We start from the raw sequence: 26,228 nt of genomic DNA, 5'->3' as shown, positions 1-26,228 counted from the left end.
GCACCTGGTCGAAGACGAGGACTACGCCGAGATGTGAATCAAGGAGCGTCCGAGGACAGTTCGTCTCTACAGCCTGGACGTCCCAGAGCATGCCGGCCAAGGCGTATCGGCTGTTGCGGGCGGCGCTCACGACCGCTGTGGAGGCATCCCGCGCAACCCCCGTCGGATGCGTGAGGCAGATACAGGGCACATGGAAGGACGAACTGGCCGAGAGCCTCGGCCACCGCCCTTCGGAAACGTACGCGAGATCAAGTGGCTGGGCGAAAGGCAGCCCTGTATGCCCGCGATCGACTCCTTCGGCGGTCTGCCTTACGGCTGTCATTCGGCCTTGAAATGCGGGTATCGCTGCCCACTTGCCTCAGGGATTCGAAGGGGCGAAGACCCTGGGAGGCACTGTCTGAGCGGATGACGCGCGGAGCGCCCGACGGACGAAGCCGATGCTGTGAGGGTTGGAGCGGGTGACGGAATCGAACCCGCGCTGCCGGCTCGGGAACTCTTTCAAGATCACGAGGTCTGAGAAGGCGAAACGGTGAGCTGGGCCGATGCCGGCCAAGTGCCCACGAGTCCCCGGCGCTCCCCCTTGATCGCCGTACGAACGGGCACGCAGCGGGGCGCGAGCCGGCAATTGAAGCACAATGCCCACACGAAGATCGGCCAGCACCGGACGTTTCCAACGCGATGCGCACACCTCGCCCGCCTGAGCATCCCGTCCGCCCGTAGGGGAAACGGGCCAGGGCCATGGGTCAAGGCGGAGACTGTCACACCTGCCGGTCACACTTCAGCCCATGGGCATCAGATCCGACTTCTCGTTGGACCTCCAGCTTGAGTACGTTCACGAACAGGCGGCCAACGACGAGGTGAAGCGAGCGGTCACGTCCGCGCTCCAGCACATGCGAACTGGACGCGGCGGCCACCGCAAGGGTGGAAAGGCGCTCGTGCAACTCTTGACACAGGCGCGCGGACACGCGGCATCGCTCGGCGAGTGGCAGGTTGTGCGACTGCTGCAGGACTCTCTGGATTACGTCGAGGAACGTATCCTGCAACCGGAGTTCGACGAGAGATATCGTCTTTTTCAAGACGGCATACGCAATCAAAGGTTGCGGAAGTACGTGGCGAACATGCTTGAGATAAATTTCAAGTACGTCGCCGAGGCTGGGCGCGAATTCTTGGACGAACACCCCGGCGCAGATATGGATGATCTACTGGCCTATATCGACTCGCTCAGCCATGACGCTCGGTATCTCTCAGCACCGGAAGGTCGGCCAGGGCGATACTCGCTCCTCCGCGGCCGGAGAGAGACGATGGTGTGGCTGGAGCGCGTGCTCCAGGAGCGGGTTGATATCGAAGACCCGGAGGAAGCCGCTCAACGGATTGCCGCGTCACCAGAGGCATGGGCTCTCCTGGCCGCTGATTCAGACGGTCAGGTGATCCTCCGGGCATCCCAGCTTCAGCGGCGCTCGGCCCTCCTGGAAAGCCTGCGCAGAGTCGTGGAGGACACGACCGCCACGGAGCTGGACCTGCAAAGGGCGCTGGAAGGACAGCACTGGATCTTCGGTGGGCGTTTCGTCGGGGAAGCCGCACAGCGCAGATTGGTGTCGGGTGACGAGGTGGACATTCCTCTGATCCGCGGCGATGGAAGTCTTCACGTCGTCGAGTTGAAGCGGGCGATGAGCATGAAGGGTTCTCTGGTGAAGAAACATCGCGGAGCCTGGGTGCCTACCGCTGAGGTGCATGATGCCGTCGGCCAAGCCGTCAACTACCTTGTCGGATTAGACGAGAACCGTCAGCAGATCCTCGAAGACTTCGGCATCGAGACACGCCGAGCAAGCGCAGTCGTTCTGATCGGCCATCCAGCCGTCCAGCCGAGCGTGCCAGAACAAGAGATTAACGAAGCACTCAGGACGTTCAACACCCACGTGAACCGTGTTGAAGTCATCACGTACAAGGAGCTCATCGACAACGCCAGACGCTCCCTCGGGGACCTCTGAGAACATGGTGGCTGCGTTGTGGCGCAACGCCGGAGTGCCGGCGCCTCGGGTCGCTGAGTGGCAGGGGCACAGCGTAAGCGAAGAGCCCTCACGCCGGCTGCTTCGCCCCTCATACCGGGCTGCCGCGGTCCGGAGCACATGCGCATGGTCTGGCAGGAGGTCGATGACATGGGAGCGCTGGTCATCACTGGGCACAAGGACAGCCCGATGCGGCTGGATGGAGGCCGTGCGAGTGATCGAGCGTACCGGGCCTACACTTCCATGATCTCCATCACACAGGAGACATGATCGCGCCGAAGCCATCGGCAAGCACTTGATCGGGCACGAACGGGCACGCGGAGATCAACAGTCCTGGGACAAAACCAAAGCCCAGGCGCCGAATCCATCGGTCCGCCTGGGCCTTCACGTTGAGAGCGGGTGACGGGAATCGAACCCGCGCTGTCAGCTTGGGAAGCTGATGTTCTGCCATTGAACTACACCCGCGTGACACGAAGTCGCGTCCCCCACTGTAGCGGAAACTTGGCCTACTTCACCAAGCCCAGCGCCCCCGGTCTCTCCTCCGGGGACGGTAAGTTGCTCTCCGTGCTGCTATCTGACCGCGACATCCTTGCTGAGATCGACTCCGGACGCCTCGCGCTGGATCCGTTTCATCGCGACATGATCCAGCCATCCAGCATCGACGTGCGGCTGGATCGCTTCTTCCGGGTGTTCGAGAACCATCGTTATCCGCATATCGACCCTGCTGTCGAGCAGCCCGACCTGACCCGGATGGTCGAGCCTGAGGGGGACGAGCCGTTCATCCTGCATCCGGGGGAGTTCGTGCTCGCCTCCACTTATGAGGTGATCTCGCTGCCGGACGATCTGGCGTCGCGGCTGGAGGGGAAGAGTTCGCTGGGCCGGCTGGGGTTGCTGACGCATTCCACGGCCGGGTTCATCGATCCGGGGTTCAGCGGGCACGTGACGCTGGAACTCTCCAACGTCGCCACGTTGCCGATCAAGCTCTGGCCGGGGATGAAGATCGGGCAGCTGTGCGTTTTCCGGTTGAGCTCGCCGGCGGAGCATCCGTACGGTTCGGCCAAGTACGGGTCCCGCTACCAGGGGCAGCGGGGGCCGACGCCGTCGCGCTCGTTCCGGAACTTCCACCGCACTCAGATTTGAACCACCCCCGCCCCGATGTGCAAGATGTCCCGTTCGCTGTCCGCCGATGTCCCGCCAGGGAGACGCCGATCTCCCGCCGGGGAGACGTCGATGGCCCGCCCGATGTCCCGTTCGGGGGGACGCCGATGGCCCGCGCGGCGAGACGTCGAGGTTCCGGCCGACGCGTCTGCTGTGGCATCCCCGGGCGGAACTCGTTGAACACGGGGCAAGAAAAGTGAACATCAGATGAACATCGGGGGAACAACAACGTTGGAGGATGCCCCGGCAAAGCACCTGAGGGGCACCACTAGAGGGGGACGTTTAGGCCGGAAAAGCAGCAAAAACCGGCCAAACTACTCCCCGCACCGGTGTGGCACAACATACGGAGGGTAGCCAGCAGGAGAAGGGGACATGAAGTTCGCATTTCGCCTGGTAACCCGTACCCTCTTCCACGGACCATCCCCGCACATCTGGAGAACGACGTGCGCCTGCGTCTCACGCCACGTGAGGACAGCTACTACGACCTGTTCGCCGACTCGGCGAACAACCTGGTCACCGCATCGCGTCTGCTGGTAGAGATCATCAGCGACGGCTCGGACAGGGAGGCCCTGGCCGAGAAGATGCGCGCTTGCGAGCACGCCGGGGACGAACGCACCCATGCGATCATGAACCGGCTCAACGAGAGTTTCATCACTCCCTTCGACCGCGAGGACATCTACCGCCTCGCCTCGAACCTGGACGACGTGATGGACGCCATGGAGGCCGCCTCCGACCTCATCGTCCTGTACCAGCTCGACCACCTGCCCAAAGACGTGGTCAGGCAGGTCGAGGTGCTGGAACGTGCCGCCGAGCTGACGGCCGAGGCCATGCCCCGGCTGCGGTCGATGAAGAACCTCAACGAGTACTGGATCGAGGTCAACCGCCTGGAGAACCAGGGTGACCAGGTCTACCGCAGGCTGCTGGCCAAGCTGTTCAGCGGCGAGTACGACGCCCTCACGGTCATGAAGATGAAGGAGGTCGTCGACGCGCTGGAAGAGGCCGCCGACGCCTTCGAGCACGTGGCCAACACGATCGAGTCGATCGCGGTCAAGGAAAGCTAGGCCCAGTGGACCTCACGCTCGCCCTCGTCATCGGCGTGGTCGTCATCGCTCTGGCCTTCGACTACACCAATGGCTTCCACGACGCGGCGAACGCCATCGCGACCTCGGTCTCGACGCGGGCACTCACCCCGAGGGCCGCGTTGTTCATGGCGGCCGCGATGAACTTCATCGGCGCGCACCTGGGCACGCAGGTGGCCCAGACGGTCGGTAAAGGCATCATCGACGCCCCGAAAGGCTCACACGGCCTGGTCATCGTGGCCTCTGCGCTGATCGGCGCGATCGTCTGGAACCTCATCACCTGGTATTTCGGCCTGCCGTCCTCCTCCAGTCACGCCCTGATCGGCGGCCTGATCGGCTCGGCCATCGCTTCGTCCAGCGTGGTGCACTGGGACGGCGTCATCGAGAAGGTCGTCATCCCGATGGTGCTGTCGCCGACGATCGGCTTCACACTGGCCGCGTTGATCATGATCGCAATCTACTGGATCTTCCGCCACGCCCAGCCGGGCAAGGCGAACCGCGGGTTCCGGTACGCGCAGACCGTCTCGGCCGCCGCGATGGCGCTCGGGCACGGCCTGCAGGACGCGCAGAAGACGATGGGCGTCATCTTCCTGTCGCTCACCGTCGGTGGCTACGCCAACGAGGGCGATCCCATCCCGCAGTGGGTCATCCTGGCCGCCGCGGGTGCCATCTCGCTGGGCACGTACGCCGGCGGCTGGCGGATCATGCGCACGCTGGGCCGGCGCATCATCGCGCTCGACCCGCCCCAGGGTTTCGCCGCCGAGTCGGCTGCCGCGACCGTCCTGTACGGTGCGGCCATCGGGTTCGGCGCGCCCATCTCCACCACGCACACGATCACCTCGGCGATCATGGGTGTCGGCGCGACCAAGCGGCTGTCTGCCGTGCGGTGGGGCGTCGCCGGCAACATCGTGACCGCCTGGGTCCTGACCATCCCGGCCGCGGCCCTGGTCGCCGCCGCCTCCTACTACATCCTCCACTGGATCGTGGAGTAGCGGCCCTCCCTCGTCACGTCCGAGGGCTCGGGCTCACGTCTGAGGACGGGGGCTCGGGCTCTCGTGCACGTCCGCGTACATCACGTCCACGTCCCAGCGTTTGAACCCGAGGGACTCGTACAGCCTGATCGCCGCCGTGTTGGCCTCGTCCACGTACAGCATGACCTGGGCGAGGCCGCGCGCGCGCAGGTGGCTCAGACCGGCCAGGGTCAGCGCCTTGCCCAGGCCGGTGCCCCGCTGCGCGGGGTCGATGCCCACCACGTACACCTCGCCGAGCGGTTCGTCCCCGCCGTGGACCTTGGTCCAGTGGAAGCCGGCCAGCCGGTCGCCGCGCCAGGCCAGGAAGAAGCCCGCCGGGTCGAACCACGGCTCGCGTTCGCGTTGCAGCAGGTCGTCCAGCGTCCACGCGCCCTGTTCCGGGTGGTGGGCGAAGGCGGCGCGGTTCACCTCGAGCCACGCCTGCTCGTCCTGACCGGGGACGAACGCGCGCAGCCGCACCCCGTCCGGCAGCTCGTGAGCGGGCAGCGGGTCGAGCAGCGAGCGGCGCATCCGCCACAACGAGCGCACCCGCGCCAGCCCGGCCGAGGCCGCCAGCGCCGCGCCCGCCGGATGGTCGCCGTGCGACCACACCCGCGCGCCGCCGCCGGTCAGCTCCAGCACGGACGCCAGCAGCCGCCTGCCGTGCCCCGCGCCCCGATGCGCGGGGTGCACGACCAGCTCCGCACTCGGTCCCTCGACCTCGTCGGCCGGGTCGACGTGCGCGTAACCCGCCAGCGTGTCCCCGGCGTACAGCAGCAGGGACCGGGCGCGCGGGTCGCCACCGTGGCGGAGGTGGAGCATCGCGTGCTCGTTGAGCGGGCGGACCCCGTCGGTCGCCGCGGCCGCCGCCACGAGGCCGAGCACGTCGTCGATTTCCAGGTCATCCAGGCGTTGTCTGATCTCCACGCGCGCACTCACACGACGAACTCTAGGCGTACGACTGGCAAATAACGCCATGTCCGAGCCGGATGAATCGTTACCTTTGCGACATTAGTTACATAGATTGCCGCCGTAACGTCTGAGGCCATGACGTCCCGTTCCCTCCTCCGGCTGACCATGGCCGGAGCCGTCGCTTCGGGGGCGGTCCTGCTCGCCTCCGTCCTCCCGGCGGGTGCCAGCACGACCACCGCCTCCACGGTCAGGACCGTTCCTGTCCGGCTCCTCGCTCTCAACGACTTCCACGGTCACCTCGAACCCCCGACCGGCTCCTCCGGCCGCATGGTGGACGAGAACGGCAAGACCGTCGACGCGGGCGGCGCCGCCTACGTGGCCGGCCGCATGAAGGCGCTCACCGACGCCAACACGATCGCCGTCGCCCAGGGTGACCTGATCGGCGCCACCCCGCTGATCTCGGCGGCCTACCACGACGAGCCGTCGGTCGAGTTCCTCGGCAAGCTGGGGCTCAAGGTGGCCGCGGTCGGGAACCACGAGTTCGACGAGGGCTACGCCGAGCTGCGCCGGATCATGAAGGGCGGCTGCCACCCGGTGGACGGCTGCTCGCCCGCCGGCGAGTGGAAGGGCGCCCAGTTCGACTACGTCGGCGCCAACGTCCTGTTCAAGAATCCGAGCGAGAAGTCCGACGCGCTCAGCGCGCTCGGCAGCTCCGACCGGATCAAGAAGCTGCTGGCCGGCTGGGGCGTGCCCGCCCTGCCGCCGGTCAGCATCCAGTGGAAGAACGGCGTGCCGATCGGCTTCATCGGCCTGGTCACCCAGACCACGCCGAACATCGTCACCAGCGAGGGCATCAAGGACCTCAAGTTCGTCGACGAGGTCAAGGCCGCCAACGTCGCCTCCAAGCTGCTCAAGCTGGTGGGCGTCAAGGCGCAGGTCGTCCTCATGCACGAGGGTGACCAGGTCACCGCCGGCCAGTCGCCCGACGCCTGCAGCGCCGTCCCGGGCGCGGGCAACCGGATCGCCACCCAGGTCGACCCCGAGATCGACCTGGTGCTCAGCGGTCACTCGCACCAGGCGTACAAGTGCGTGGTCAAGGACCCGGCCGGCCAGGACCGCCTGTACTCGCAGGGCGGCTCGTTCGGCCGCGTCATCACCCAGGTCGACCTGCAGGTGAACACGCGCAGCCGGGACATCGTGCGCTCCTCCGTGGTGGCCGACAACCACGTCGTGACCCGCACGGACGCGGACCCGGACATCGAGACCTTCGTCAAGGAGTGGAAGGACCGGGTCGCCCCGGTCGCCAACCGCCCGGTCGGCAAGATCACCACTGGAATCACGAACGAGGCCGGGCCGACCGGTGAGTCCCCGCTCGGCGACCTCATCGCCGACGCCCAGCTCGCCGCCACCAAGACCGGCGGCAACGCGCAGCTCGCGCTGATGAACCCGGGCGGCGTCCGGCTCCCGCTGAGCTTCCTGGGCTCCCCTGCGGGTGAGGGCGACGGGGTCGTGACCTACGGAGAGGCCTTCGCCGTCCAGCCGTTCAACAACCTCATGCAGGTCGTCACGCTCACCGGCGCGCAGCTCAAGACCGTGCTGGAGCAGCAGTTCACCGGCGGGCCGAACAACCAGGCCTTCACCAAGATCCTGCAGCCGTCGGCGAACTTCACCTACACCTACACCCAGAGCGCCGCGTGGGGCTCCAAGGTGTCGAACATGAAGATCGACGGCGTGCCGGTGACCGACACCCAGTCGATCCGGGTCGCCGCCAACAACTTCCTGGTCGGCGGCGGTGACGCCTTCCTCGCCTTCAAGGACGGCACCGACCTGTGGAGCGGTCCGCTGGACATCGACGCGTTCGTCGACTACCTGGGCCAGAACAACCCGGTCGCGCCGCCCGCGACCAACCGCATCACCGTCCTGCCGTAGCAGTTCTCACGGGGCCCGCCGGCGATCGCCGGCGGGCCCCTTCCCATGCAGCGGCAGGCGGGCGACGAAACGGGCGCCGGGCTCATGCGGGACGATCACCAGCGTGCCGCCGTGCGCGGTGGCGATCTCCCGCGACAGGGGCAGGCCGAGCCCGCTGCCGCCCTTGTCCTTCTCCCGCGACTCACGCAGCCGGGTGAAGCGCTCGAAGACGCGTTCCCTGTCCCGCTCGGGGATGCCGTGGCCGTCGTCGGTGACGCTGACCAGCACGTGGTCGTCCTCGACGGTCACCCGCAGGTCGATCCTGGTGGCCGCGTGCCTGGTGGCGTTGTCCAGCAGGTTGGTCAGCAGCCGGTCGAGCTGCATCGGGGAGCCGTACACCGGGGCGGACGCGCACAGGTGCGGCGTGATCGGCACCCGGCCGCCCTGGCGCAGGCTGACCTGGTCCTCGGCCAGCCGGCAGATGTCCACCACCCGGCGGTTGGCCACCGCGCCCGCGTCGATCCTGGCCAGCATCAGCAGTTCGTCGATGATGCCGGTCAGGCGCTCGGCTGCGGCCAGGGCGCGGGCGCCGGTGGCCGGCCAGTCCGTCTCCTCCGGGTACTCGTTGGCCACCTCCAGCTGCGTGCGCAGCGCCGAGATCGGGCTGCGCAGCTCGTGCGAGGCGTCGGCGACGAAGCGCCGCTGCGTCTCCGCCGAACGTTCCAGCCGGTCGAGCGTGTGGTTCGTGGTGGCCGCCAGGTCGGTGATCTCGTCCCCGTGGTCGGGTACGGACACGCGCCTGCTCAGGTCCTGCCCGGTGATCTCGGCCAGCTCGGACCTGATCCGCTCCACCGGACGCAGCGCGAACCCCACCGTCAGCCAGGCCAGGCCCGCGACCATCAGCAGCACCAGCGGCGTGCCGATGAACACCAGCACGTAGAGCAATTTCAGCGCCCGGTGCACGTCGCTCAGCGAGGCGGCGCCGTAGACGACGACCGGCCCGGACGGCGTCCGCACCCGGATGGCCATCACCAGGTACTGCGCCTCCGGCTCGTCACGCAGGCCGAACAGCACCCGCTCCCCGGTGTGGACGGTCTCGACCCGCGGGGCCTTGAGGTCGGTCACGCCCGGGTCGCCGCGCAGGCCGGGGCTGGCGGCCAGCATCCGCCCGTCGGGGGAGACGACCATCAGGAGCTGCACGTGCTGCGGGGTCTCCAGCGTGCTCGGCAGCCGTCCCATCCTGGCCTCGCTGGCCACCCGCCGCACCGCCAGCTCCACCCGGGTCTCGACCGTGCCGTGCAGGTTGCTGGGGACGGTGGCGAGCGTGATCGTGGACGTCGTGGTGAAGACCGCCGCCGCGATCAGGGTCGCGATCGTGGTGAGCCGCGCCCGGATCGAACGTGGAAAGAGCCCCGTCACCATCCCCGTCCCCCGTATCACTATCTGTGACATTTACCCCCGAACGTCGTGACATCACCAGTGCCTGACCCGCGCCCGCGCGGCTTCGAGATTCGGTAATGACCAGCGTTTCGCCACGTGGGACCGGCGCCGGCGGAACCGATAGTGGACGCATGCAGACCAGGGCGGCTCGCGCGGCCACACGCCGGCTCATCGCACTGCCGGGGACCGTGCTGGGCGTCGGGCTCGGCGGATTCGTCGACGGGATCCTGCTCCACCAGGTCCTGCAGTGGCACCACATGTTGTCCAGCACCGGCACGGCGAACATCGACGTGCGCGACTACCCGGTCGACACCGTCCCTGGCCTGCGGATGAACACCCTGTGGGACGGCCTCTTCCACACCTTCACCTGGCTGGCCGTGCTGATCGGGATCGCGCTGCTGTACTCGCGGGTGACGCGCTCGTACGGGCTGGTGTGGCGCTCGCGGATGCTGTGGGGCTGGATCCTGGTCGGCTGGGGGCTGTTCAACCTGGTCGAGGGCATCATCGACCACCAGCTGCTGGGCGTGCACCACGTGCGTACCGGGCCCGGGCAGATCTGGTGGGACCTGGGCTTCCTGCTGCTCGGGGTGCTGCTCATGGTCGTCGGGTGGCTCGTCCAGCGCGGCGGGAGCGTGCTCGACCTGTGCCAGGACCGCGAGCGATGACCCTCAGGGCGGCGAGCTTCTGCGCCGGCGTCCTGCTGCTGGCCGTCGCGTGGACCGGGCCTGTGGCCGACTGGGCGCACCACGACTTCCGCGGGCACATGCTGCAGCACCTGCTGGTCGGGATGCTGGCGCCGATCGCGCTCGCGCTCGGCGCGCCCGTGTCGTTCCTGCTGCGCCGCCTGCCCAGGACCTGGGCCCGCCGTCTCGGCCGGGTGCTGCGCAGCCGTCCGGCGCACGTGCTGGCCGATCCGTGGCTGGCGCTGACGCTGAGCACGGGCGGCATGGTGGCGCTGTACTGCACGCCGCTGCACCACCAGGCGCCCGCGCCGCTGGTGCACGCGCACTTCCTGCTGTCTGGGTACCTGTTCGCGTGGGTCATCGCCGGCCGCGACCCGGCGCCCGGTCGGCCCTCGGTGCCGGCGCGGCTGGTGGTGCTGGGGGTGGCCATCGCGGTGCACGCGGGGCTGTCGCAGGCGATGTACGCGGGCTGGGTGCACGTACCGGTGCCGGAGGAGCAGCGGCGGGGGGCGGCGGCGATCATGTACTACGGCGGCGACCTGGCCGAACTCCTGCTCGCCCTGGCCCTGGTCGGCACCTGGCGCCTGCGGCGGCTAGAAGGCCTCGTCCTCCCAGATGTACCAGGGGCCGGTGTAGTGCCGGAAGCTGCCCGGGCCGTCGATGTCCGGTTCGCCGCCGGGGCTCCACATGAAGCTGTCCCGCTTCCCCGTCGGCACCCCTTCTGAAGCCAGCTGGGCGTAATGCTCCATGCCGCCGCGTGACAACGCGAAACGCCAGGTCTTCGGCGCGTCCAGGAACACCAGCAGGCCGACCAGCACCACGATCAGCGGCGTCACGGCCCACTGCGGCCGATTGCGGCGCAGCCAGGCGCCGCGCCCCCGCCTGACGATCCGGTTGGCCGTCGCGATCAGCCAGGCCAGGCCGAGCAGCGGCCAGCCGAGCAGGGCGAGCACGGCCGTCTCGAAATGCCCGCCGGGCAGGCTCGCCGCGTAGAACGTCACCAGCCCCAGCAGCACCGTGACCACGACCCAGGGCCGGCCGGTGCTCTCCGTCAGTCGCTGATCCACCACACGTACCAATCGCCGTCGATCCTGCGGTGGTCGTCGGGGTTGAGCCCGCCGCCCGGCTTCCAGACCAGCCCGTACGCCTCCAGGAACCCGCCCGCGCCCTCGATCGTGAAGCTCGCCCCGCCAGGAACCCGCTCGGCGGAGAGCACCGGGTACAGCCCGATCCACCCACCGTCCGGCGGCGGCGCGCCGCGTGCGACGCTCGTCGCGAACCGGTCGAGCGCGGCCCTGGACAGCTCGAAACGCACCTGGACCGGCACGCCCCACTGGATCAGCGCCCCGGCCAGCACCACCGCCAGCGGCGCGACGGTCCAGCGCGGCCACTCACGGCGCAGGCAGCCCCACCGGCCGACGAAGGTGAAGATGAAGAGCGCGGCCCACACCGGGACGAAGACCAGCCAGGCCGGCCCGAGCAGCATCACCAGCCCGAAATCCGTCCCCGGCAGGCTCGTCGCCCACAGCGAGGCCGGCACCAGCACGATCAGGAACGCCGCCACCACCCAATGACGGATCCGGCCAGATGTTCGCACGCCGCGCATCGTAGCGATCTTTCGTGGTGGTTCAGGGGAGCGTTCGTGCGGATTCGGTGCAGCCGGGCGCTACTTGGCGCGTGACTTGAGCAGGTCGTACGCCGCCGCCGCGAGCGCCGCCACCACGAACGCCACGATCACGGCCACGCCGTGCCTGAACGCCGTCCCCCAGCCCTGACCCAGCGAGCCGAAGAACGTCGACCCGGCCGCCGCGATCCCGAAGGACGAGCCGAGCCGCTGCCCGGTCTGCAGCACCCCGGACGCGCTCCCGCCCCCGGCCGGCGGCACCTCGGAGAGCGTGATGGCCACGTTCGGCGAGATCACCAGGCCGCTGCCGATGCCCGCGACCAGCAGCGGCAGCGCCGTCGCCAGCCCGACGCCCTGGCCGGGCACCAGCAGTGTGGCCGCCATGGTGGCCAGCAGCCCGGCGATCACCAAGGCCAGCCCGATGGCCACCACCCGCCGCCCGGCACGCGAGACGAGCCTGCCACCCACCACGGACGCCACCGCCGACCCCACCGAGAACGGCGTCACCGCCAGCCCGGCCAGCAGCGCGCTGTAACCCAGCCCGCTCTGCAGGTACAGGGTGAAGATGAAGAAGATCCCGGTGAACCCGGCGAAGTAGAACAACGCGATGGCCGAGCCCAGCCGGTACGACCGCTTGCCGAACAACGACAGGTCGACCAGTGCTTCCCTGCGGTAACGCCGCTCCCACGCGATGAACCCGGCCAGCACCGCGAACGCCGCCGGGATGAGCAGCCACTTGGCGTTGCCCTCCCACTGGTGACGCTGGATGAACGGCAGCAACAGCCCGGCCACGCCGATGCCGAGCAGCAGCACGCCGATCGGGTCCAGGCTCTCCTTGCGCCGTCCCGCCGGTTGGGGCGCGGGCAGCAGCTTCCAGGCCAGCGGCAGCAGCGCGATGCCGATCGGCACGTTCACCAGGAACACCCACCGCCAGCCGTGCTCGGGACCGAACATCGTCACCAGCACGCCGCCGATCAGCGGCCCGGCCCCGGTGGACACCCCGATCGTGGCGCCGAGCCCGCCGAACGCCCGCCCGCGCTCCGGGCCGTGGAAGACCTGCTGGATCAGCCCGGAGACCTGCGGGTTCAGCAGGCCCGCCGCCATGCCCTGAACGAGCCTGGCCAGGATCAGCACGTGCATGTCCCAGGCCATGCCGCAGGCCGCGCTGGAGACGGTGAACAACGTCACGCCCCACATGAACATCGCCCGCCGGCTCCTGGCGTCGCCGAGCCGTCCGCCGGGGACGAGCAGCAGGCCGAACGTCAGCGCGTATCCGGACAGCGTCCACTGCAGCCCGTCCTCGTCGGCGTGCAGCCCGTCGCGGATGGACGGCAGCGCGACGTTGACGATGCTCACGTCCAGGCCCGTCATGAACGCCGCCACCAGGCACACGCCCAGCGCCCGCCTGCGCGTGTCGAACCCGGACGCCTCCGTCACGGCGCTCATGATTCCCCGAGAGATCCGAAGTATCGGATTTCGCCGACAATGATTTCTTTGCCGTCACCCGGGGGATCTCCGGCGAGCACGGCAGGTGTAACGTCCGATCATGGAACAGCTGACCGTCGAACAGAACGGCATCAACGCGGTTCCGGCCGGCGAGCGGCGCGGCAAGCCGTTCGATCTCTTCTGGCCGTGGGCCGGGTCCAACCTCTCGCTGTTCGGCATCGCCTTCGGTCTCTACATCGTGGGCCTCGGCCTGGGCGTGCTGCCGGCGATCGTCACCGGTGTGCTCGGTTACGTCCTGTCGTTCGGCCTGGTCGGGCTGGTCGCGATCGCCGGCGCCCGCTCCGGGGTGCCGACCATGACGCTCGGCCGCGCCCCCTTCGGCTACCAGGGCAACAAACTGCCCGCACTGCTCTCCTACATCTCGAACGTCGGCTGGGAGATCGTGCTGGTCACGCTCTCCGCGCAGAGCGGCGCGGCCATTCTCGGCCGGATCGCCCCGGCGCTGTCCGGCACGACCGCGACCGCGATCTGCTTCGCGGTGGCCGCGCTGGTCACGATCGTGGTCGGCGTGTACGGCCACGCGATGATCATGACGGTTCAGCGGTACCTGACCTACGCGTTCGTCGTGCTGACGGTGGCGTACATGATCTTCATGGCCGACCGGCTGGGCACCTCGCTCAGCGGCGGCCAGGGCGGGCTCGGACAGTGGGCGGGCGGCGTCATCTTCGCCATGACCCTGCTCGGCCTGGGCTGGGTGAACTGCGGCGCCGACTACTCCCGCTACCTGCCCGCCGACTCCAAGGGCAGATCGGTGGCGCTGTGGACGACGGTCGGCGGCGCCGTGCCGCCGATGATCCTGCTGGTCTTCGGGGTGCTGCTGGCCGGCGGCGACCCCGAGCTGAGCGGCAAGGCCGCGGCCAACCCGGTGGAGGCGCTGGCAGGCGAGCTCGACACCTGGTTCCTGCTGGCGTACCTGCTGATCGCCATCGGCGGCTTCCTGGCCGGGGCGATCCTGGACATCTACTCCTCCGGGCTGTCGATGCTGGCGCTCGGCGTGCCGGTCAAGCGGCACTACGCGGTGCTGATCGACGGGCTGCTCATGGTGCTCGGCGGGTACTACCTGCTGTTCGTCTCCGACAGCTTCTTCGCCACCTTCCAGGCGTTCCTGACGATCATCGGCGTCGTCATGGCGGCCTGGGTGGCGATCTTCCTGGTGGACATGTGGCGGCTGCGCGACGGCGGCCGGGCCTACGACGAGCGGCTGCTGCGTCCTGGAGCTCCGGCCGTGCACTGGCCCGGGCTGGTGTCGCTGGTCGTCGCCTCGGTGGTGGGGCTCGGCCTGGTCACCAGCGGCGACGCGAACATCGCCCGCGTCGTCGGGTTCCTGATGAGCGAGGAGCTGAAGTCGAGCACGTTCGGGGCGGCCAACATCGGGGTGATCATCGCGTTGCTGCTGGCCGGGCTGCTCTACTTCGCGTTCACCGCGGTCAGGCGCCCGCGCGGCACCGGGTAGCGGGATTCCCGCCCGGACGGTTACTGTTGGTCACTGATGATTGACTTTCCGTTGCCGTCGGCGTTGCGGCTGCTGCGGTGGGCGGTGCACGGCACGTTCTGGGTGCTGCTGGTCATCGCCGTGGCCGACGCGCTGCACGCCGGGCGCGGCGGCGTGGCGCTCGCGGGCGCGCTGCTCGGGTTGCTCGGCCTGGCCGGGCTGCTCGGGCTGCTCTACGTGCTCGGGCGCGGCTCCTGGTTCGGGCCGGTGTGGCTGGTGCTGGTGACGGTGGGCTGGGCGGGTCTTGCGGCGACCGCGCCGTCGTTCGGGTGGCTGGCCTATCCGCTGTGCTTCGCCTACCTGCGGCTGCTGCCGGTGTGGGCGGCGATGTACGGCGTGGCCGTCCTGACGGCGACGGCCGCGGCGACGGGGGTCTGGCACGCGGGGGCGGTGACGATGCCGGTGGTGGCCGGGCCGCTGGCCGGCGCGCTGGCGGCCACCCTGCTGGCCCTGGTGTACGAGGCCATCCACGCCGCCTGCGATAGGGAGGCCGCTCGAGACCGTAACGACGGTTTCGGTATGGGCGGCACCGGGTAAAGCCGTCGTTAGCTTCTGAGCTGCCTGGTAGTCAGGAGCCCCAGATGTCCCGTATCACGCTGACGCCCGCCGCCCGCGACGCGCTGCGCGCCGAAGAAGTGGTCTTCTTCGACTGGCACGTGACCGGCCTCTGCTGCGCCGACGCGGGAGAGTTCTCGCTCCGGCCGTTGCGGCGTACGCGACTGCCCCGGCACGCGCGCAGACTCGGGACCGATCTGGTGTACGCCCACCCCACCGCCTGGGTCCATCTGGTCGAGCTGCCGGTCACGATCGACTGCCGACCCGTGTGGCGCTGGCGGCGCTTCACGACCGATCTGCCGCCGGACGCCGGGCTGAGGTGCTGCCTGGGGCGTCCCGTTCATGGGAGGTAACCGGTGAAGGCACGCTCCATCATCATCTGGACGGCGGTCGCCGTCATCGGCGCGGCGGGGTGGGGAGCGCTCGCCCTGTCCAGGGGCGAGAACGTGAACGCGGTCTGGCTGCTGGCCGCCGCACTCGGCTCGTACGCCATCGCCTACCGCTTCTACGCCAGGTTCATCGTCAAGAAGGTGCTGCGGGCCGACGACCGCCGCGCGACCCCGGCGGAACGGCTCGACAACGGCATCGACTACCACCCGACCGACCGCCGGATCCTGTTCGGCCACCACTTCGCCGCGATCGCCGGGGCCGGGCCGCTGGTCGGGCCGGTGCTGGCGGCGCAGATGGGCTACCTGCCCGGCACCATCTGGATCGTGGCCGGGGTCATCTTCGCCGGCGCCGTCCAGGACATGGTGATCCTGTTCTTCTCCATGCGGCGCAACGGCCGGAGCCTCGGGCAGATGGCCCGCGACGAGATCGGCCCGGTCGGCGGCGCGGCGGCGCTGATCGCGGTGTTCGCCATCATGATCATCCTGCTGGCGGTGCTCGCGCTGGTCGTGGTGAACGCGCTGGCGCAGTCGCCGTGGGGCGTCTTCTCCATCGCCATGACCATCCCGATCGCCCTGTTCATGGGCTTCTACCTGCGAGTACTGCGGCCGGGACGGGTCGTCGAGACCACCGCGATCGGCGTCGCGCTGCTGCTGCTCGCGATCGTGGCCGGCGGCTGGGTGCAGGAGTCGAGCTGGGCGCCGATCTTCACGCTGAGCCCGTCCGCGCTGTCGCTGTGGCTGATCGCGTACGGGTTCATCGCCGCCGTCCTGCCGGTGTGGATGTTGCTGGCGCCGCGCGACTACCTGTCGACGTTCATGAAGATCGGGACGATCGCGCTGATCGCGGTGGGCATCGCGATCACCATGCCGGTGATGAAGACCACCGCGTTCACCGAGTTCGCCTTCAACGGGGAGGGGCCGGTCTTCGCGGGCTCGCTGTTCCCGTTCGTGTTCATCATCATCGCCTGCGGGGCGCTGTCGGGGTTCCACGCGCTGATCTCGTCCGGGACGACGCCCAAGATGATCCAGAAGGAGAGCCAGGTACGGATGATCGGCTACGGCTCCATGCTCATGGAGTCGTTCGTCGCGATCATGGCCATCACCGCGGCCTGCGTGCTGACACCCGGGCTCTACTTCGCGATGAACGCACCGGCCGGGGTGGTCGGCACCACCGTCCAGTCGGCCGCGCAGGCGGTCAGCAACCTGGGCTTCGTTATCACCCCGCAGGAACTGCAGGCCGCGGCGCAGGCGGTGCAGGAACAGACGCTGATCGCGCGCACCGGCGGCGCGCCGACGCTCGCCGTCGGCATCTCCCAGATCTTCTCCGCGTTCCTCGGCGGGGCGTCGCTGCAGGCGTTCTGGTATCACTTCGCCATCATGTTCGAGGCGCTGTTCATCCTGACCACGGTCGACGCCGGCACCCGCGTCGGACGCTTCATGCTCCAGGACACCCTCGGCAACCTGTGGAAGCCGATCTCCCGGGTGAGCTGGTGGCCCGGGCTGCTCGCCGCCAGCGCGGTGGTCGTCGGAGCCTGGGGATACTTCCTCTACCAGGGCGTCAACGACCCGCTCGGCGGCATCAACCAGCTCTTCCCGCTGTTCGGCATCGCCAACCAACTGCTCGCCGCGGTGGCGCTCACCGTGGCGACCACGCTCCTGATCAAGAGCGGCCGGCTCAAATGGGCCTGGATCACCGGCATCCCGCTCGCCTGGGACGTCGCCGTCACCCTCACCGCCAGCTACCAGAAGGTCTTCTCGCCCGACCCCAAGCTCGGCTTCTTCGCCCAGCGCGACCGCTTCCAGACCGCCCTGGACCAGGGCCAGGTGCTCGCCCCCGCCAAGACGCCCGACGCGATGCGGCAGATCGTCATCAACTCCACCGTGGACGGGGTGCTGGCGGCGCTGTTCGCCGTCCTGATCATCATCGTGATCCTGGACGCGGCCCGCATCTGGATACGGGCGATCCGGGCGCGGGAGCCGCTGCCGAGTACGGAGGCGCCGTACCAGGAATCCACGATCGTGGCACCGTCCGGACTGATCGCCACCAGAGAGGAACGCCGCCTGATGGCGTCTTCGTCCTCGGGGGACAGCCCGTGATCTAGTCGCGGTCCACGGCCTCCTCACTCAGCCGCGGTCGCGTTGACGACCGACGCGCTGGGGAGGAGGCCCGGCGGCGATGCCCACGAGACGGTCAGCGGTAGTTGCTCAGTTCGATCAGGTTCTGGTCGGGGTCGCGCAGGTAGACGCTCAGCAGCGTGCCCATCGCCCCGGCCCGTTCCACCGGGCCCTCCTCGATGTCCACCCCGTGCTCGGTCAGCTCGGCCACGACCTGGTCCAGCGGGTCGGCGACGATCAGGCACAGATCCGCGCTGCCCGGCGTCGGCCTGGCGGCCTTGGGCTCGAACTCGTGCCCAGCCTCATGCAGGTTGATCTTGCTCTGGCCGAACCTCAGCGCGTGCCGCCCGTCGCCGAACGTCGCCGCCTCCATGCCCAGCACCCGGGTGTAGAACGCGACCGTCGCCGTCACGTCCGCGACGGTCAGCACCAGGTGATCGAGCCGCTCGATGTTCATGTGTTCACCGTACGAGCGTCGGCCGGTCGCAGTGCGGCCAGCGCGGCGGCCGGTGTGTCGGCGAAGAACCGCACCGTGGTCGCCGTACCCGACTTGCCCAGCGGCCGCACGTACGCGACGGGCTCGGTCAGCTCCACCACCAGGTTCGTCTGGGACGACACCGCCACGCTTAGCCGCCCGTCGGCCCCCCTGACCATGCTGCTCTCGTTGTAGCTGCGGCTGACGCGTACCGAGGCGATCTGGTCGCGGGGGATGCGCAGGTCGAAGTAGGCGCCGTAGCGGATGCGCAACTCGTCCGCGGTGATGACGTGCGGGTGCACCTCGCACGCGGCGGCCAGCGCCACCGCGAACAGGACGCTGTAGACGTCCAGCACCAGCACCCCGAACCGCAGCCACGCGGGCGCGTCGATCGCCACCAGCAGCAGGTCGAGGCCGACGGTCTCCACCACCATCGCGAACAGCATCACCAGCATCAGCGGCCACTGCTCCTTGGCGTACGACACCGCGGTCGCCCCCTCAGGCACCCCGGCCCGCCGGCGCAGCACCCACCTGACGATGCTGACCATGCCCTTGACCTCGAACATCACCACCTTGAGCACGGGCTCGGGCACCAACGTCCGCACCGCTTCCTCCGCCGCCGCCCGCCGTCCAGCTCCTCGCCGGCGAGCCGCCAGGAACAGCCGACACCCGGTCACCATCTCCAGCCCGAACACCAGCACCACCGCGACCTCGACGGCGACCACGAGCGGCGCGGGCAGCGACACCCCGGACACGATCATGATCACGATCAGCAGTTCGGCGGGGATGACGGTGTACAGCGCCGCACGAGCGAACCTGAGCATCACACCTTCTCTCCTGTGAGCTGGAAACTCTCCTGTGAGCTGGGGAAACGAGGGAACGGGCCCCACGTGCCTCCATTGCACACGTTGACGTCGCGTCAAGGTCAAGCCTTGTCCTGAGCTGCAGACGTGGGTGCGTAGTCAAGATCGGATTCCTGCGAACCGGCATACGTGCAACTCGCCGGCGTCCTCCGTCGGCCATCGAATCAGGAGAGTTGGCCGTCGGCCAGCCGGTCCCCTCTGAGAAGGCCCTGATCCACGAGCACGGGAGACCGTCCGCCGTGCGATCGCCGTTCTTCGCGCTGAGGGGCTGGCGGAACGTCGCCAGTACGGTGTGGCGGAGGGCGTACCCCTCTTCGTCGTGCACTACGACGGGCAGGCGGACAGCGTGTACGCGGCCGACCGAACCGTGCTGGAAGTTCCCCGCTGATGCGATGGCCGCTCGGCTGACTGGTAACCCACTTCGATCCGCGGCTGAGGCTGAACGATGAGTTTTGCGCGGATCCGTGGTCGATACCGCTGGCACACCGACGGTGGTGGGTCTGTGCCGGGAGTGTCCGGCGCGGGAGGAAGCACATGGAGGCAGTGATGAGCGTCGACGACTCCAAGCGGGAGCACACCACCGGCACCGGCGAGCAGGGGCCCAGGGTGTTGGTGGCGGGGGCGAGCATCGCGGGGCCCGCGCTGGCGTACTGGCTGCGGCGGTGGGGGGCCGAGGTGACCGTGGTGGAGCGGGCTCCTGGGCTGCGTCCCGGCGGGCAGGCGGTGGACGCGCGGGGGATCGCCAAGGAGGTTCTCGGGCGCATGGGGCTGGACGCGGCGGTGCGTGCGGCCTGTACCGACACCGCCGGTGCGCACACCGTGGACGCGGACGGGCAGGTGCTGCAGACCTTCCGCGCCGAGGACGACGGTGGCGACGGGTACATTGCGGACATCGAGATCCTGCGCGGGGACCTGGCCCAGGTGCTCTACGACGACACCCGCGACGGCGTCGAGTACGTCTTCGGCGACCGGATCGCGGAGCTCGTCCAGGACGCGGACGGGGTGGACGTGGTCTTCGCGGGCGGCGGCCGGCGGCGCTTCGAGCTGGTGGTCGGGGCCGACGGGTTGCACTCGCCGCTGCGCGCGATGGTCTTCGGGCCGCATGAGCGGTTCCTCCGCCACCTCGGGCACGTGCTGGCCTTCTACAGTCTGCCCAACGAGTTCGGGCTGGACCGCTGGCTGCTGGAGTACCAGGATCAGGAGACCGGGCGCTCCGCCCTCCTGCGGCCCATCCAGGACGCCACCCGGGCGATGGCCGTGTTCTCCTTCACCTCGGCCGACTTCGACGTCGACCACCGTGACGTCGAGGCACAGAAAGTTCTGCTGCGTGAGCGGATGGCGGGCCTGGGCTGGTTGACCCCGGACATCCTCGCGCACCTGGACGACACCCCGGACTTCTACCTCGACCAGGTCGCCCAGGTGGTGATGGACCGCTGGTCGAGCGGACGGGTGGGGCTGCTCGGGGACGCGGCGTTCAGCTCCTCGCCGTTGTCGGGGCAGGGCACCGGGCTGGCGCTGGTCGGCGCCTACGTGCTGGCCGGAGAGCTGGCCGCCGCCGGATGGGATCCCGACGCCGGGTTCGCCCGCTACGAGGCGCTGATGCGCTCGTACGTCGAGGCCAACCAGGAGATCGGCCGGTTGAACGCGCGCAGCCGCGACCTCCCCGGGCCGGACGTCGAGCCGCTTCCCGATTTCGCCGGTGAATGGTTCGGCGAGCTGATCGGGCGCGCGATCAATGGCGTCGAGCTGCCCGACTACGCGGGGGTGCTGGGCTATGCGGGGGTGCCGGGTCATGCGGGGGCGCCCGACCACGCGGGGGTGCCGGACTCCGCAGCACTGGCCGGATCGCCGGTCACCTCGTCGTCGGCCAAGTCGTAGGCGTCACACGTGACGGGTCGGGGGACCGGCGCTTCCGTGGGACACCGCCGGACGACCTACACAAGGCGGGCGCGGATCGCGACAACAGTGGGTGCTTTGTCCATGGCGTACGTGCGTCAAGGTCGAGCGTGGTCCGGCGATTGTGTGGAGTGGTGTGACGGGGGTGCCGGACAATTGGTACGCCTGCGATAACAGATGTTCATGAGGGCGGCTGTTCCGCGATGACCCGTCCAGGCGCCTGGCTCTGGCGATCACGGGGGCGACGATGGCAGGGGTTACGCGGGTCGTTGGACGACGACGTCGCCTCTCGTGAGTGGGTCGAGTCTGTTCTTCGGGATCGTGGGTGGAAAGTCGATGGCGGTGTATTCGGGGTCCGACGGCGGCCAGGACCTCTCGTGGCTGGTGCGGGAGGAATCGCGGGGGTTCAGCGGGGAATGGCTGGACGTGGACGCCAAGACGGTCGTCCCGCTGCTCGCCGCGTCTTTCGACGACGGGCGGCTCGCCACCCGCTGGTCCGGCGCAGCCGTGGCCGCCGGCGCTTCTCATGGCCTGATCGCGCGCATCGATCAGGGACGTGTGGTGGCCGAACGGGTCGTCCGGGTGGAGATGTCGGCGCGGGAGCTGGGTGCGGCGCTGCCGGGGCGTGACGTGCAGGCGTTGGTGGCGTTGCCGGATCTGTCCGCCGCGCTGCTGTTCACCGGGCGGGGCTATGCGTTGCTGGCCGGGAATGTGACGTTCGTGCGTGCTTGTCTCGACACCGGGGTCGACCAGGCCAGGGCGCGGTTCTTCCGGGACGCTCAGCGGCTCGGCTCGATTCGTCCAGACCTGGCGGAGGAGAACCGTCCGCACTGGCGGGCGTGGCGGACGGCGGCGGAGGTGCGTCCAGAGTCGAGCACCGCGCGGCAGCTCGCGCTGATGGCGTCGTTCGCCGCGGCACGGCTGGACGGCAGGCGTTTCGTCGCCAAGTGGATGGGCGCGCGCGGCCGGGCGCTGGATGCCGGTGAACGGCTCTTGGGCCGGTTCGACGAGTTGATGAACGACGTCTTCCACGCCATCGACGACTGCGCGCTGGACCCTGACCTGTGGGAGCGGGGAGACCTCACGGAGGAGGAACTGCGGGTGCGCGTGCTCGACGTCTTGCGGGAGCTGGGGACGATGGCCTGCCCCGCACGGACATTCCGTCATGGCGTTGAACCCTCCTCCGGAGCGCCGCGTACAACGTGACGGAAACGGCGCCCTCCCTGGCGGACGGTTCATCGGGATTGGTGTGCCGCGGGATCCACGGAGGTGCCGAATGGGGAGTGGAGTTCATGGCCGATCTCCGGCGGGCCGCAGGGTCTTGAAGCCTCCGCCGCCGCTCGTGATCGGGCTGGTGGTGGGGGTGCTGATCGGGGCCGGTGCGACCTTGGTGGTTGTCGGGGGTACTCGGGGTGATGTCTCGCAGGCCCAGGCGCAGGCCCAGGTTCGGGCGCCGGACGGGGGCGCCTCGCCGTCCGGTGAGCCTGCGGAGAAGCCGTCCGGTGAGCCTGTGCGGAAGACGTTCGGTGAGCCTGTGCGGAAGCCGAGTCCGACGGCGGCCGCCGTCGTGGCGCCGGTCAAGGCCGACTTCGCCGGGCGGAGCGGCGGGGGCATGGTGGCGTTGTCGGTGCGTGACGGCAAGGCCGTGGCCTACTTCTGCGACGGAAAGCGCGAAGCCTGGCTCGAAGGTGACGTCAGGGAAAATCGGGCCGATCTTTTCGGCACCAGGGACACGGACATCAGGATCACCGCCACGCTCGCCTCGGGGCGGGTCACGGGGACTCTCGATCTGGGCGAATCCCCGCAGCGGTTCGTCGCGTCCACGGTGAGGAAGCCCTCGGGGCTGTATCGGGCGACCGCGCGGGTGCGCGGCGCGAAGGTGGTCGGCGGGTGGATCGTCCTGGCCGACGGACGTCAGGTCGGCGCGGTCAGCGTGGACGGCGTCCCGGCGCCCGCCCCACGGCTCGAACCCGGCAGGGACGTGCGCACCGACGACGGCACGACGTTGCGGCCCAGAGACGTGGACGCGTTCTTCCAGGAAGTCGTCACATGACCGGGCTGCCCTTCGGGTTCACGGTCCGGGTGCCGGACTCCTGGTACCGGTTCGAGGTCGCCCGTGCCGGTGAGCTCGCCGGGCTCGTCGACGCCAGGATCGAGGCCGTTCCCGCGCTGCGGCCGCATCGGGACGCGCTGGTGCGGGCGCTGCGTGCGGTCGCCGGGCTGGCGGCCAGGCACGGGGCACTGCTCGGCGCGGCGATGACCGGGCGGCGGCTGTGCGTCGAAGGTCCGGTCATGGCCACGTTGATGGTGCTGCACACGTCGGGACGGCTCGATCTGGACGGTGACGTCATCGAGGCCATCGCCGCCACCGGCCCGGCCGGGCGGACGGTCAGGCTCGTCGAGCTTCCCGCCGGGCGGGCGGTACGGGTCTCCGGCACGTCGGACGTCGTGTTCGCCCAGACCCTGATCCCCATACCCGGCGGGCATGGCGTGCTCGACCTGGTGCTGACCAGCCCGCACGCGAGCCTGGCCGAGCCGATGCTCGACCTGTTCGACGCGATCAGCGCCACGCTGGCCTGGTCGGAGCCGGCGTTGGTGCCGAGTCAGAAATCCGAACAAGGGAAATAGCGGCTTTTGTCGGGGCGGTCGCATCTCCACTGAATGGCGATATTTCGTAGCCGGTCGGTACTTCTTGGTTGCGGGATTCGGGCGGCCGGAATAGGGGAGTCGGGGTCGGGTCATCGGGTTGCCGCTGTGATTCCGGTGACTGGACGTGCTGATGGGATCGACGTCGGCGCTTGGCCCGATTTATTGCTGAATATAGCCGTATAGCAACAAGAGGGGCGCATGGGGGGAAATCCGTGTCTTGTTCCCCGCCGCTCACCAGGGCGATAATTCTCTAATCAGGGGAATTTCATGGTTTACACAGCACGAGGAGTTCACCCCCTTGTGAAACATCGTGTGTCCGAAGAAGCCATGGTCCGGGCGCTGTACCGCGAATATGGCGGCCCGTTGATGGCCTTCGCCGTCCGGCTGACGGGCGGCGACCGGCGCTGGGCCGAGGACGTCGTACAGGAAACCCTGCTCAGGGCCTGGAAGAACCTGGCCGACCTGCGCACGGAGAGCGGTTCGCTGATGCCCTGGCTGGCCACCGTGGCCCGCCGCGTCGTGATCGACAATCGCCGACGTCCAGGCGCGCGTCCGCTCGACACCGTCGAGGAGATCCCCGAGCGCGGACGCAACGCGGACACCGAGGACGAGCGCCTGCTGCGCGAGATCGTGGTGAGCGACGCCATGATGTCGCTGTCGCCGGCGCACCGCGAGGTGCTCACCGAGACCTTCCTGCGCGACAGGACGGCCCAAGAGGCCGCGGACATCATCGGCGTTCCCCTCGGAACGGTGAAATCCCGGGTGTACTACGCCATGCGGGCGTTACGCGTCGCACTGGAGGAAAGAGGGGTGACGCTCCCATGACGGAGGTACGCCACGAGGACGTCGCCGCCTACGCGCTCGGCCTGCTCAGCGAGGAGGAGCAACGGGCGTTCGAGCGGCACCTGGACGGCTGCTTCAGCTGCGCGTCCGAGGTCGGCACGTTCGTCGCCATGGGCGACCTGATCAGGGACGTCGACCCGGACGACCTCCACCCGGCCGCCCCCGACATCGAATCGCTGGTGGTGCGCAGGGCCGCCAAGGAACGCCGGCGCCGGGGATTCCATCGCATGTTCATGTCGGCCGCGGCGTCCCTGGTGGTCGCCTCGGGGGTGTTCCTGGCGATCAGCTCGTTCGCCGACCGGCCGAACCCGGACAGCATCCACGGGCCGGCCAGGGAACTGCTGATGACCGGCAAGGCGTACTCGGCGACCGACGCGTCGACCGGGGTGACGGGTGTGGTCGGGGTCGAGGACAAGGGCTGGGGCACGCACGTCGCGCTGGAGCTCAAGGGCGTCAAGGGGCCGCTCAAGTGCCGCATGACCGCCTTCGGTGACGACGGGCGCTCCGAGGTCGTGGCCAGCTGGGGGGTGCCCGCGCAGGGGTACGGCGTGCCGGGCGCGCCCGATCCGCTGGTGCTGCACGGGGGGACGAGTCTGCCGCAGTCCGAGCTGAACCGGTTCGTGATCGAGACCATCGACGGCCGCACCCTGGTGACGGTCCCGCTCTGACGATCGCAGCCGCGACGGTCTCCGGCCGGCCGTCCCGGGCCTACGATGCGTTTCGACGGAAGGGCAGCCGATGCGCATCGATCTTCACAGCCACTCCGCCGTCTCCGACGGCACCGAACCGCCGGCCGAGGTCGTGCGGCGGGCCAGGGCCGGCGGGCTGGACGTGCTCGCGCTCACCGACCACGACACCGTCGCCGGGCACGCGGCCGCCGCCGAGTCGCTGCCCGCCGGGCTGACGCTGGTGCCCGGTATGGAGTTGTCGTGCCGGCGCGGGGGGCAGAGCATTCACCTGCTGGCGTACCTGTTCGATCCCGGCGACGCCGACCTGCTGGCCGAGTGCGTACGCATCAGGCAGGCGCGCGAGGAGCGCGGCAGGCTCACCGTCGAGCGGCTCAACGCCCTGGGCGCGCCGGTGACCTGGGACGCCGTGGCCGCGCTCGCCGCCGGCGGGCCGGTCGGACGGCCGCACATCGCGCGGGCCATGGTCGCCGCGGGCGTGATCAGCACGCCCGAGCAGGCGTTCACGCGGGAGTGGATCGCGCCCGGCGGGCGCGCGCACGTCTCCAGGTACGCGCTCGACCCCGAACGCGCGGTACGCCTCGTGCGGGCGGCGGGCGGGGTTCCGGTGCTCGCGCATCCCAAGGCGAGCCGGCGCGGGCCCGTCGTACCGGACGAGTGGATCGCCGACCTGGCCGCGGCCGGGCTGTTCGGCCTGGAGGCCGACCACCTGGACCACCACCGTCCCGCCCGCGACCAGGTCCGGGCGCTGGCACGGGAGCTGGGGCTGGAGGTGACGGGCGCCAGCGACGACCACGGTGAGCTGACCGGCCACCGGCTGGGCTGCGAGACGACCGCGCCGGAGGTGTACGAGCGGCTGCTCTCCGAGGCCACCGGCGCCCGCCCGATCACGCCGGCGATCGAGAACCCACAGCGCACACCCAGCCCCTGACCCCCGGC

24 protein-coding genes and 1 tRNA gene are annotated in these 26,228 nt (G+C 69.3%); 18 read left to right on the top strand and 7 right to left on the bottom strand.

Translation table 11 applies throughout. The features are described from left to right. The first annotated feature begins 785 nt into the window (after positions 1-785). Entirely contained in the window at positions 786-1,988 is a 1,203-nt protein-coding gene (locus tag HII36_RS06375) for a Shedu immune nuclease family protein (RefSeq protein ID WP_173522119.1), read from the top strand. A 412-nt stretch (positions 1,989-2,400) separates the two neighbouring features. Here the strand turns inward: HII36_RS06375 and HII36_RS06370 are convergent. Next, a tRNA-Gly gene (locus tag HII36_RS06370) sits at positions 2,401-2,471 on the bottom strand. Positions 2,472-2,570: 99 nt separating this feature from the next. Between HII36_RS06370 and dcd the strand changes: the two genes are divergently transcribed. From dcd to HII36_RS06355, 3 genes are all read left to right on the top strand, one after another. After that, positions 2,571-3,146 (top strand): dCTP deaminase, encoded by a 576-nt coding sequence (gene dcd / locus HII36_RS06365; protein ID WP_173522118.1) that lies wholly within the window; start codon positions 2,571-2,573, stop codon positions 3,144-3,146. A gap of 461 nt (positions 3,147-3,607) precedes the next feature. Next, the gene (locus HII36_RS06360; RefSeq protein ID WP_173522117.1) at positions 3,608-4,225 is read left to right on the top strand and encodes a DUF47 domain-containing protein; all 618 of its coding nucleotides are present in this window, start codon (positions 3,608-3,610) and stop codon (positions 4,223-4,225) included. 5 nt (positions 4,226-4,230) lie between these two features. After that, entirely contained in the window at positions 4,231-5,235 is a 1,005-nt protein-coding gene (locus tag HII36_RS06355) for an inorganic phosphate transporter (RefSeq protein ID WP_173522116.1), read from the top strand. A 33-nt stretch (positions 5,236-5,268) separates the two neighbouring features. On the opposite strand, the gene mshD is transcribed toward HII36_RS06355, so the two are convergent. Beyond that, a complete protein-coding gene (mshD, locus tag HII36_RS06350; protein WP_328807606.1) occupies positions 5,269-6,192 on the bottom strand; it encodes a mycothiol synthase in 924 nt (307 codons plus the stop codon). Positions 6,193-6,300: 108 nt separating this feature from the next. On the opposite strand from mshD, the gene HII36_RS06345 reads away from it, so the two are divergent. Further along, positions 6,301-8,094: a bifunctional metallophosphatase/5'-nucleotidase gene (locus HII36_RS06345; RefSeq protein WP_173522114.1), complete on the top strand. Its 1,794-nt coding sequence runs from the start codon at positions 6,301-6,303 to the stop codon at positions 8,092-8,094. A gap of 6 nt (positions 8,095-8,100) precedes the next feature. Here the strand turns inward: HII36_RS06345 and HII36_RS06340 are convergent, their stop codons facing one another. Beyond that, the gene (locus HII36_RS06340; RefSeq protein ID WP_173522113.1) at positions 8,101-9,495 is read right to left on the bottom strand and encodes a sensor histidine kinase; all 1,395 of its coding nucleotides are present in this window, start codon (positions 9,493-9,495) and stop codon (positions 8,101-8,103) included. A 149-nt stretch (positions 9,496-9,644) separates the two neighbouring features. On the opposite strand from HII36_RS06340, the gene HII36_RS06335 reads away from it, so the two are divergent. Both HII36_RS06335 and HII36_RS06330 read left to right on the top strand, forming a co-directional pair. Continuing rightward, on the top strand, positions 9,645-10,178 hold the full coding sequence (locus tag HII36_RS06335; protein WP_173522112.1) for a DUF2243 domain-containing protein: 534 nt from the start codon (positions 9,645-9,647) through the stop codon (positions 10,176-10,178). Beyond that, positions 10,175-10,921: a cytochrome c oxidase assembly protein gene (locus HII36_RS06330; RefSeq protein ID WP_173522111.1), complete on the top strand. Its 747-nt coding sequence runs from the start codon at positions 10,175-10,177 to the stop codon at positions 10,919-10,921. The genes HII36_RS06335 and HII36_RS06330 overlap by 4 nt, the downstream gene beginning before the upstream one ends. A gap of 326 nt (positions 10,922-11,247) precedes the next feature. Here the strand turns inward: HII36_RS06330 and HII36_RS06325 are convergent, their stop codons facing one another. Next, entirely contained in the window at positions 11,248-11,793 is a 546-nt protein-coding gene (locus HII36_RS06325; RefSeq protein WP_173522110.1) for a hypothetical protein, read from the bottom strand. A gap of 69 nt (positions 11,794-11,862) precedes the next feature. Further along, positions 11,863-13,266: an MFS transporter gene (locus tag HII36_RS06320; protein WP_173522109.1), complete on the bottom strand. Its 1,404-nt coding sequence runs from the start codon at positions 13,264-13,266 to the stop codon at positions 11,863-11,865. A gap of 100 nt (positions 13,267-13,366) precedes the next feature. On the opposite strand from HII36_RS06320, the gene HII36_RS06315 reads away from it, so the two are divergent. Genes HII36_RS06315 through HII36_RS06300 form a run of 4 tightly spaced genes read left to right on the top strand, consistent with a single transcriptional unit; the run spans position 13,367 to position 17,859 of the window. Then, positions 13,367-14,779, top strand: a complete 1,413-nt coding sequence (locus HII36_RS06315) for a purine-cytosine permease family protein (RefSeq protein ID WP_173522108.1) — start codon at positions 13,367-13,369, stop codon at positions 14,777-14,779. Between the two features lie 36 nt (positions 14,780-14,815). Continuing rightward, the gene (locus HII36_RS06310; RefSeq protein WP_173522107.1) at positions 14,816-15,355 is read left to right on the top strand and encodes a hypothetical protein; all 540 of its coding nucleotides are present in this window, start codon (positions 14,816-14,818) and stop codon (positions 15,353-15,355) included. Between the two features lie 44 nt (positions 15,356-15,399). Next, positions 15,400-15,726 carry a hypothetical protein gene (locus tag HII36_RS06305; RefSeq protein ID WP_173522106.1) on the top strand — a complete coding sequence of 109 codons (327 nt, stop codon included), beginning with the start codon at positions 15,400-15,402 and terminating at the stop codon, positions 15,724-15,726. Positions 15,727-15,729: 3 nt separating this feature from the next. Continuing rightward, entirely contained in the window at positions 15,730-17,859 is a 2,130-nt protein-coding gene (locus HII36_RS06300) for a carbon starvation CstA family protein (protein ID WP_173522105.1), read from the top strand. Positions 17,860-17,953: 94 nt separating this feature from the next. Here HII36_RS06300 and HII36_RS06295 read toward each other — a convergent pair whose 3' ends face one another. Beyond that, the gene (locus tag HII36_RS06295; protein ID WP_173522104.1) at positions 17,954-18,334 is read right to left on the bottom strand and encodes a VOC family protein; all 381 of its coding nucleotides are present in this window, start codon (positions 18,332-18,334) and stop codon (positions 17,954-17,956) included. Next, positions 18,331-19,176 carry a hypothetical protein gene (locus HII36_RS06290; RefSeq protein ID WP_173522103.1) on the bottom strand — a complete coding sequence of 282 codons (846 nt, stop codon included), beginning with the start codon at positions 19,174-19,176 and terminating at the stop codon, positions 18,331-18,333. Before HII36_RS06290 ends, HII36_RS06295 begins: the two co-directional genes overlap by 4 nt. Positions 19,177-19,761: 585 nt before the next feature. Between HII36_RS06290 and HII36_RS06285 the strand changes: the two genes are divergently transcribed. The 7 genes from HII36_RS06285 to HII36_RS06255 all read left to right on the top strand — a co-directional run bounded on the left by HII36_RS06285 (position 19,762) and on the right by HII36_RS06255 (position 26,220). Next, positions 19,762-21,093 carry an FAD-dependent monooxygenase gene (locus HII36_RS06285; protein ID WP_173522102.1) on the top strand — a complete coding sequence of 444 codons (1,332 nt, stop codon included), beginning with the start codon at positions 19,762-19,764 and terminating at the stop codon, positions 21,091-21,093. Between the two features lie 354 nt (positions 21,094-21,447). After that, positions 21,448-22,317 carry a hypothetical protein gene (locus HII36_RS06280; protein WP_173522101.1) on the top strand — a complete coding sequence of 290 codons (870 nt, stop codon included), beginning with the start codon at positions 21,448-21,450 and terminating at the stop codon, positions 22,315-22,317. Positions 22,318-22,645: 328 nt separating this feature from the next. Further along, on the top strand, positions 22,646-23,164 hold the full coding sequence (locus tag HII36_RS06275; protein ID WP_173522100.1) for a hypothetical protein: 519 nt from the start codon (positions 22,646-22,648) through the stop codon (positions 23,162-23,164). Further along, positions 23,161-23,739, top strand: a complete 579-nt coding sequence (locus tag HII36_RS06270; RefSeq protein WP_173522099.1) for a hypothetical protein — start codon at positions 23,161-23,163, stop codon at positions 23,737-23,739. Before HII36_RS06275 ends, HII36_RS06270 begins: the two co-directional genes overlap by 4 nt. 321 nt (positions 23,740-24,060) lie before the next feature. Next, positions 24,061-24,585 carry a sigma-70 family RNA polymerase sigma factor gene (locus HII36_RS06265; protein WP_456238009.1) on the top strand — a complete coding sequence of 175 codons (525 nt, stop codon included), beginning with the start codon at positions 24,061-24,063 and terminating at the stop codon, positions 24,583-24,585. After that, positions 24,582-25,271, top strand: a complete 690-nt coding sequence (locus HII36_RS06260) for an anti-sigma factor family protein (RefSeq protein ID WP_173522098.1) — start codon at positions 24,582-24,584, stop codon at positions 25,269-25,271. Before HII36_RS06265 ends, HII36_RS06260 begins: the two co-directional genes overlap by 4 nt. Positions 25,272-25,341: 70 nt before the next feature. Continuing rightward, positions 25,342-26,220: a PHP domain-containing protein gene (locus tag HII36_RS06255; RefSeq protein ID WP_173522097.1), complete on the top strand. Its 879-nt coding sequence runs from the start codon at positions 25,342-25,344 to the stop codon at positions 26,218-26,220. Positions 26,221-26,228 lie beyond the last annotated feature (8 nt).

It is taken from the genome of Nonomuraea antri (assembly GCF_013283785.1).
In the GTDB taxonomy this organism is placed as follows: domain Bacteria; phylum Actinomycetota; class Actinomycetes; order Streptosporangiales; family Streptosporangiaceae; genus Nonomuraea; species Nonomuraea antri.
This window is presented reverse-complemented; position numbering and strand designations above follow the sequence as displayed.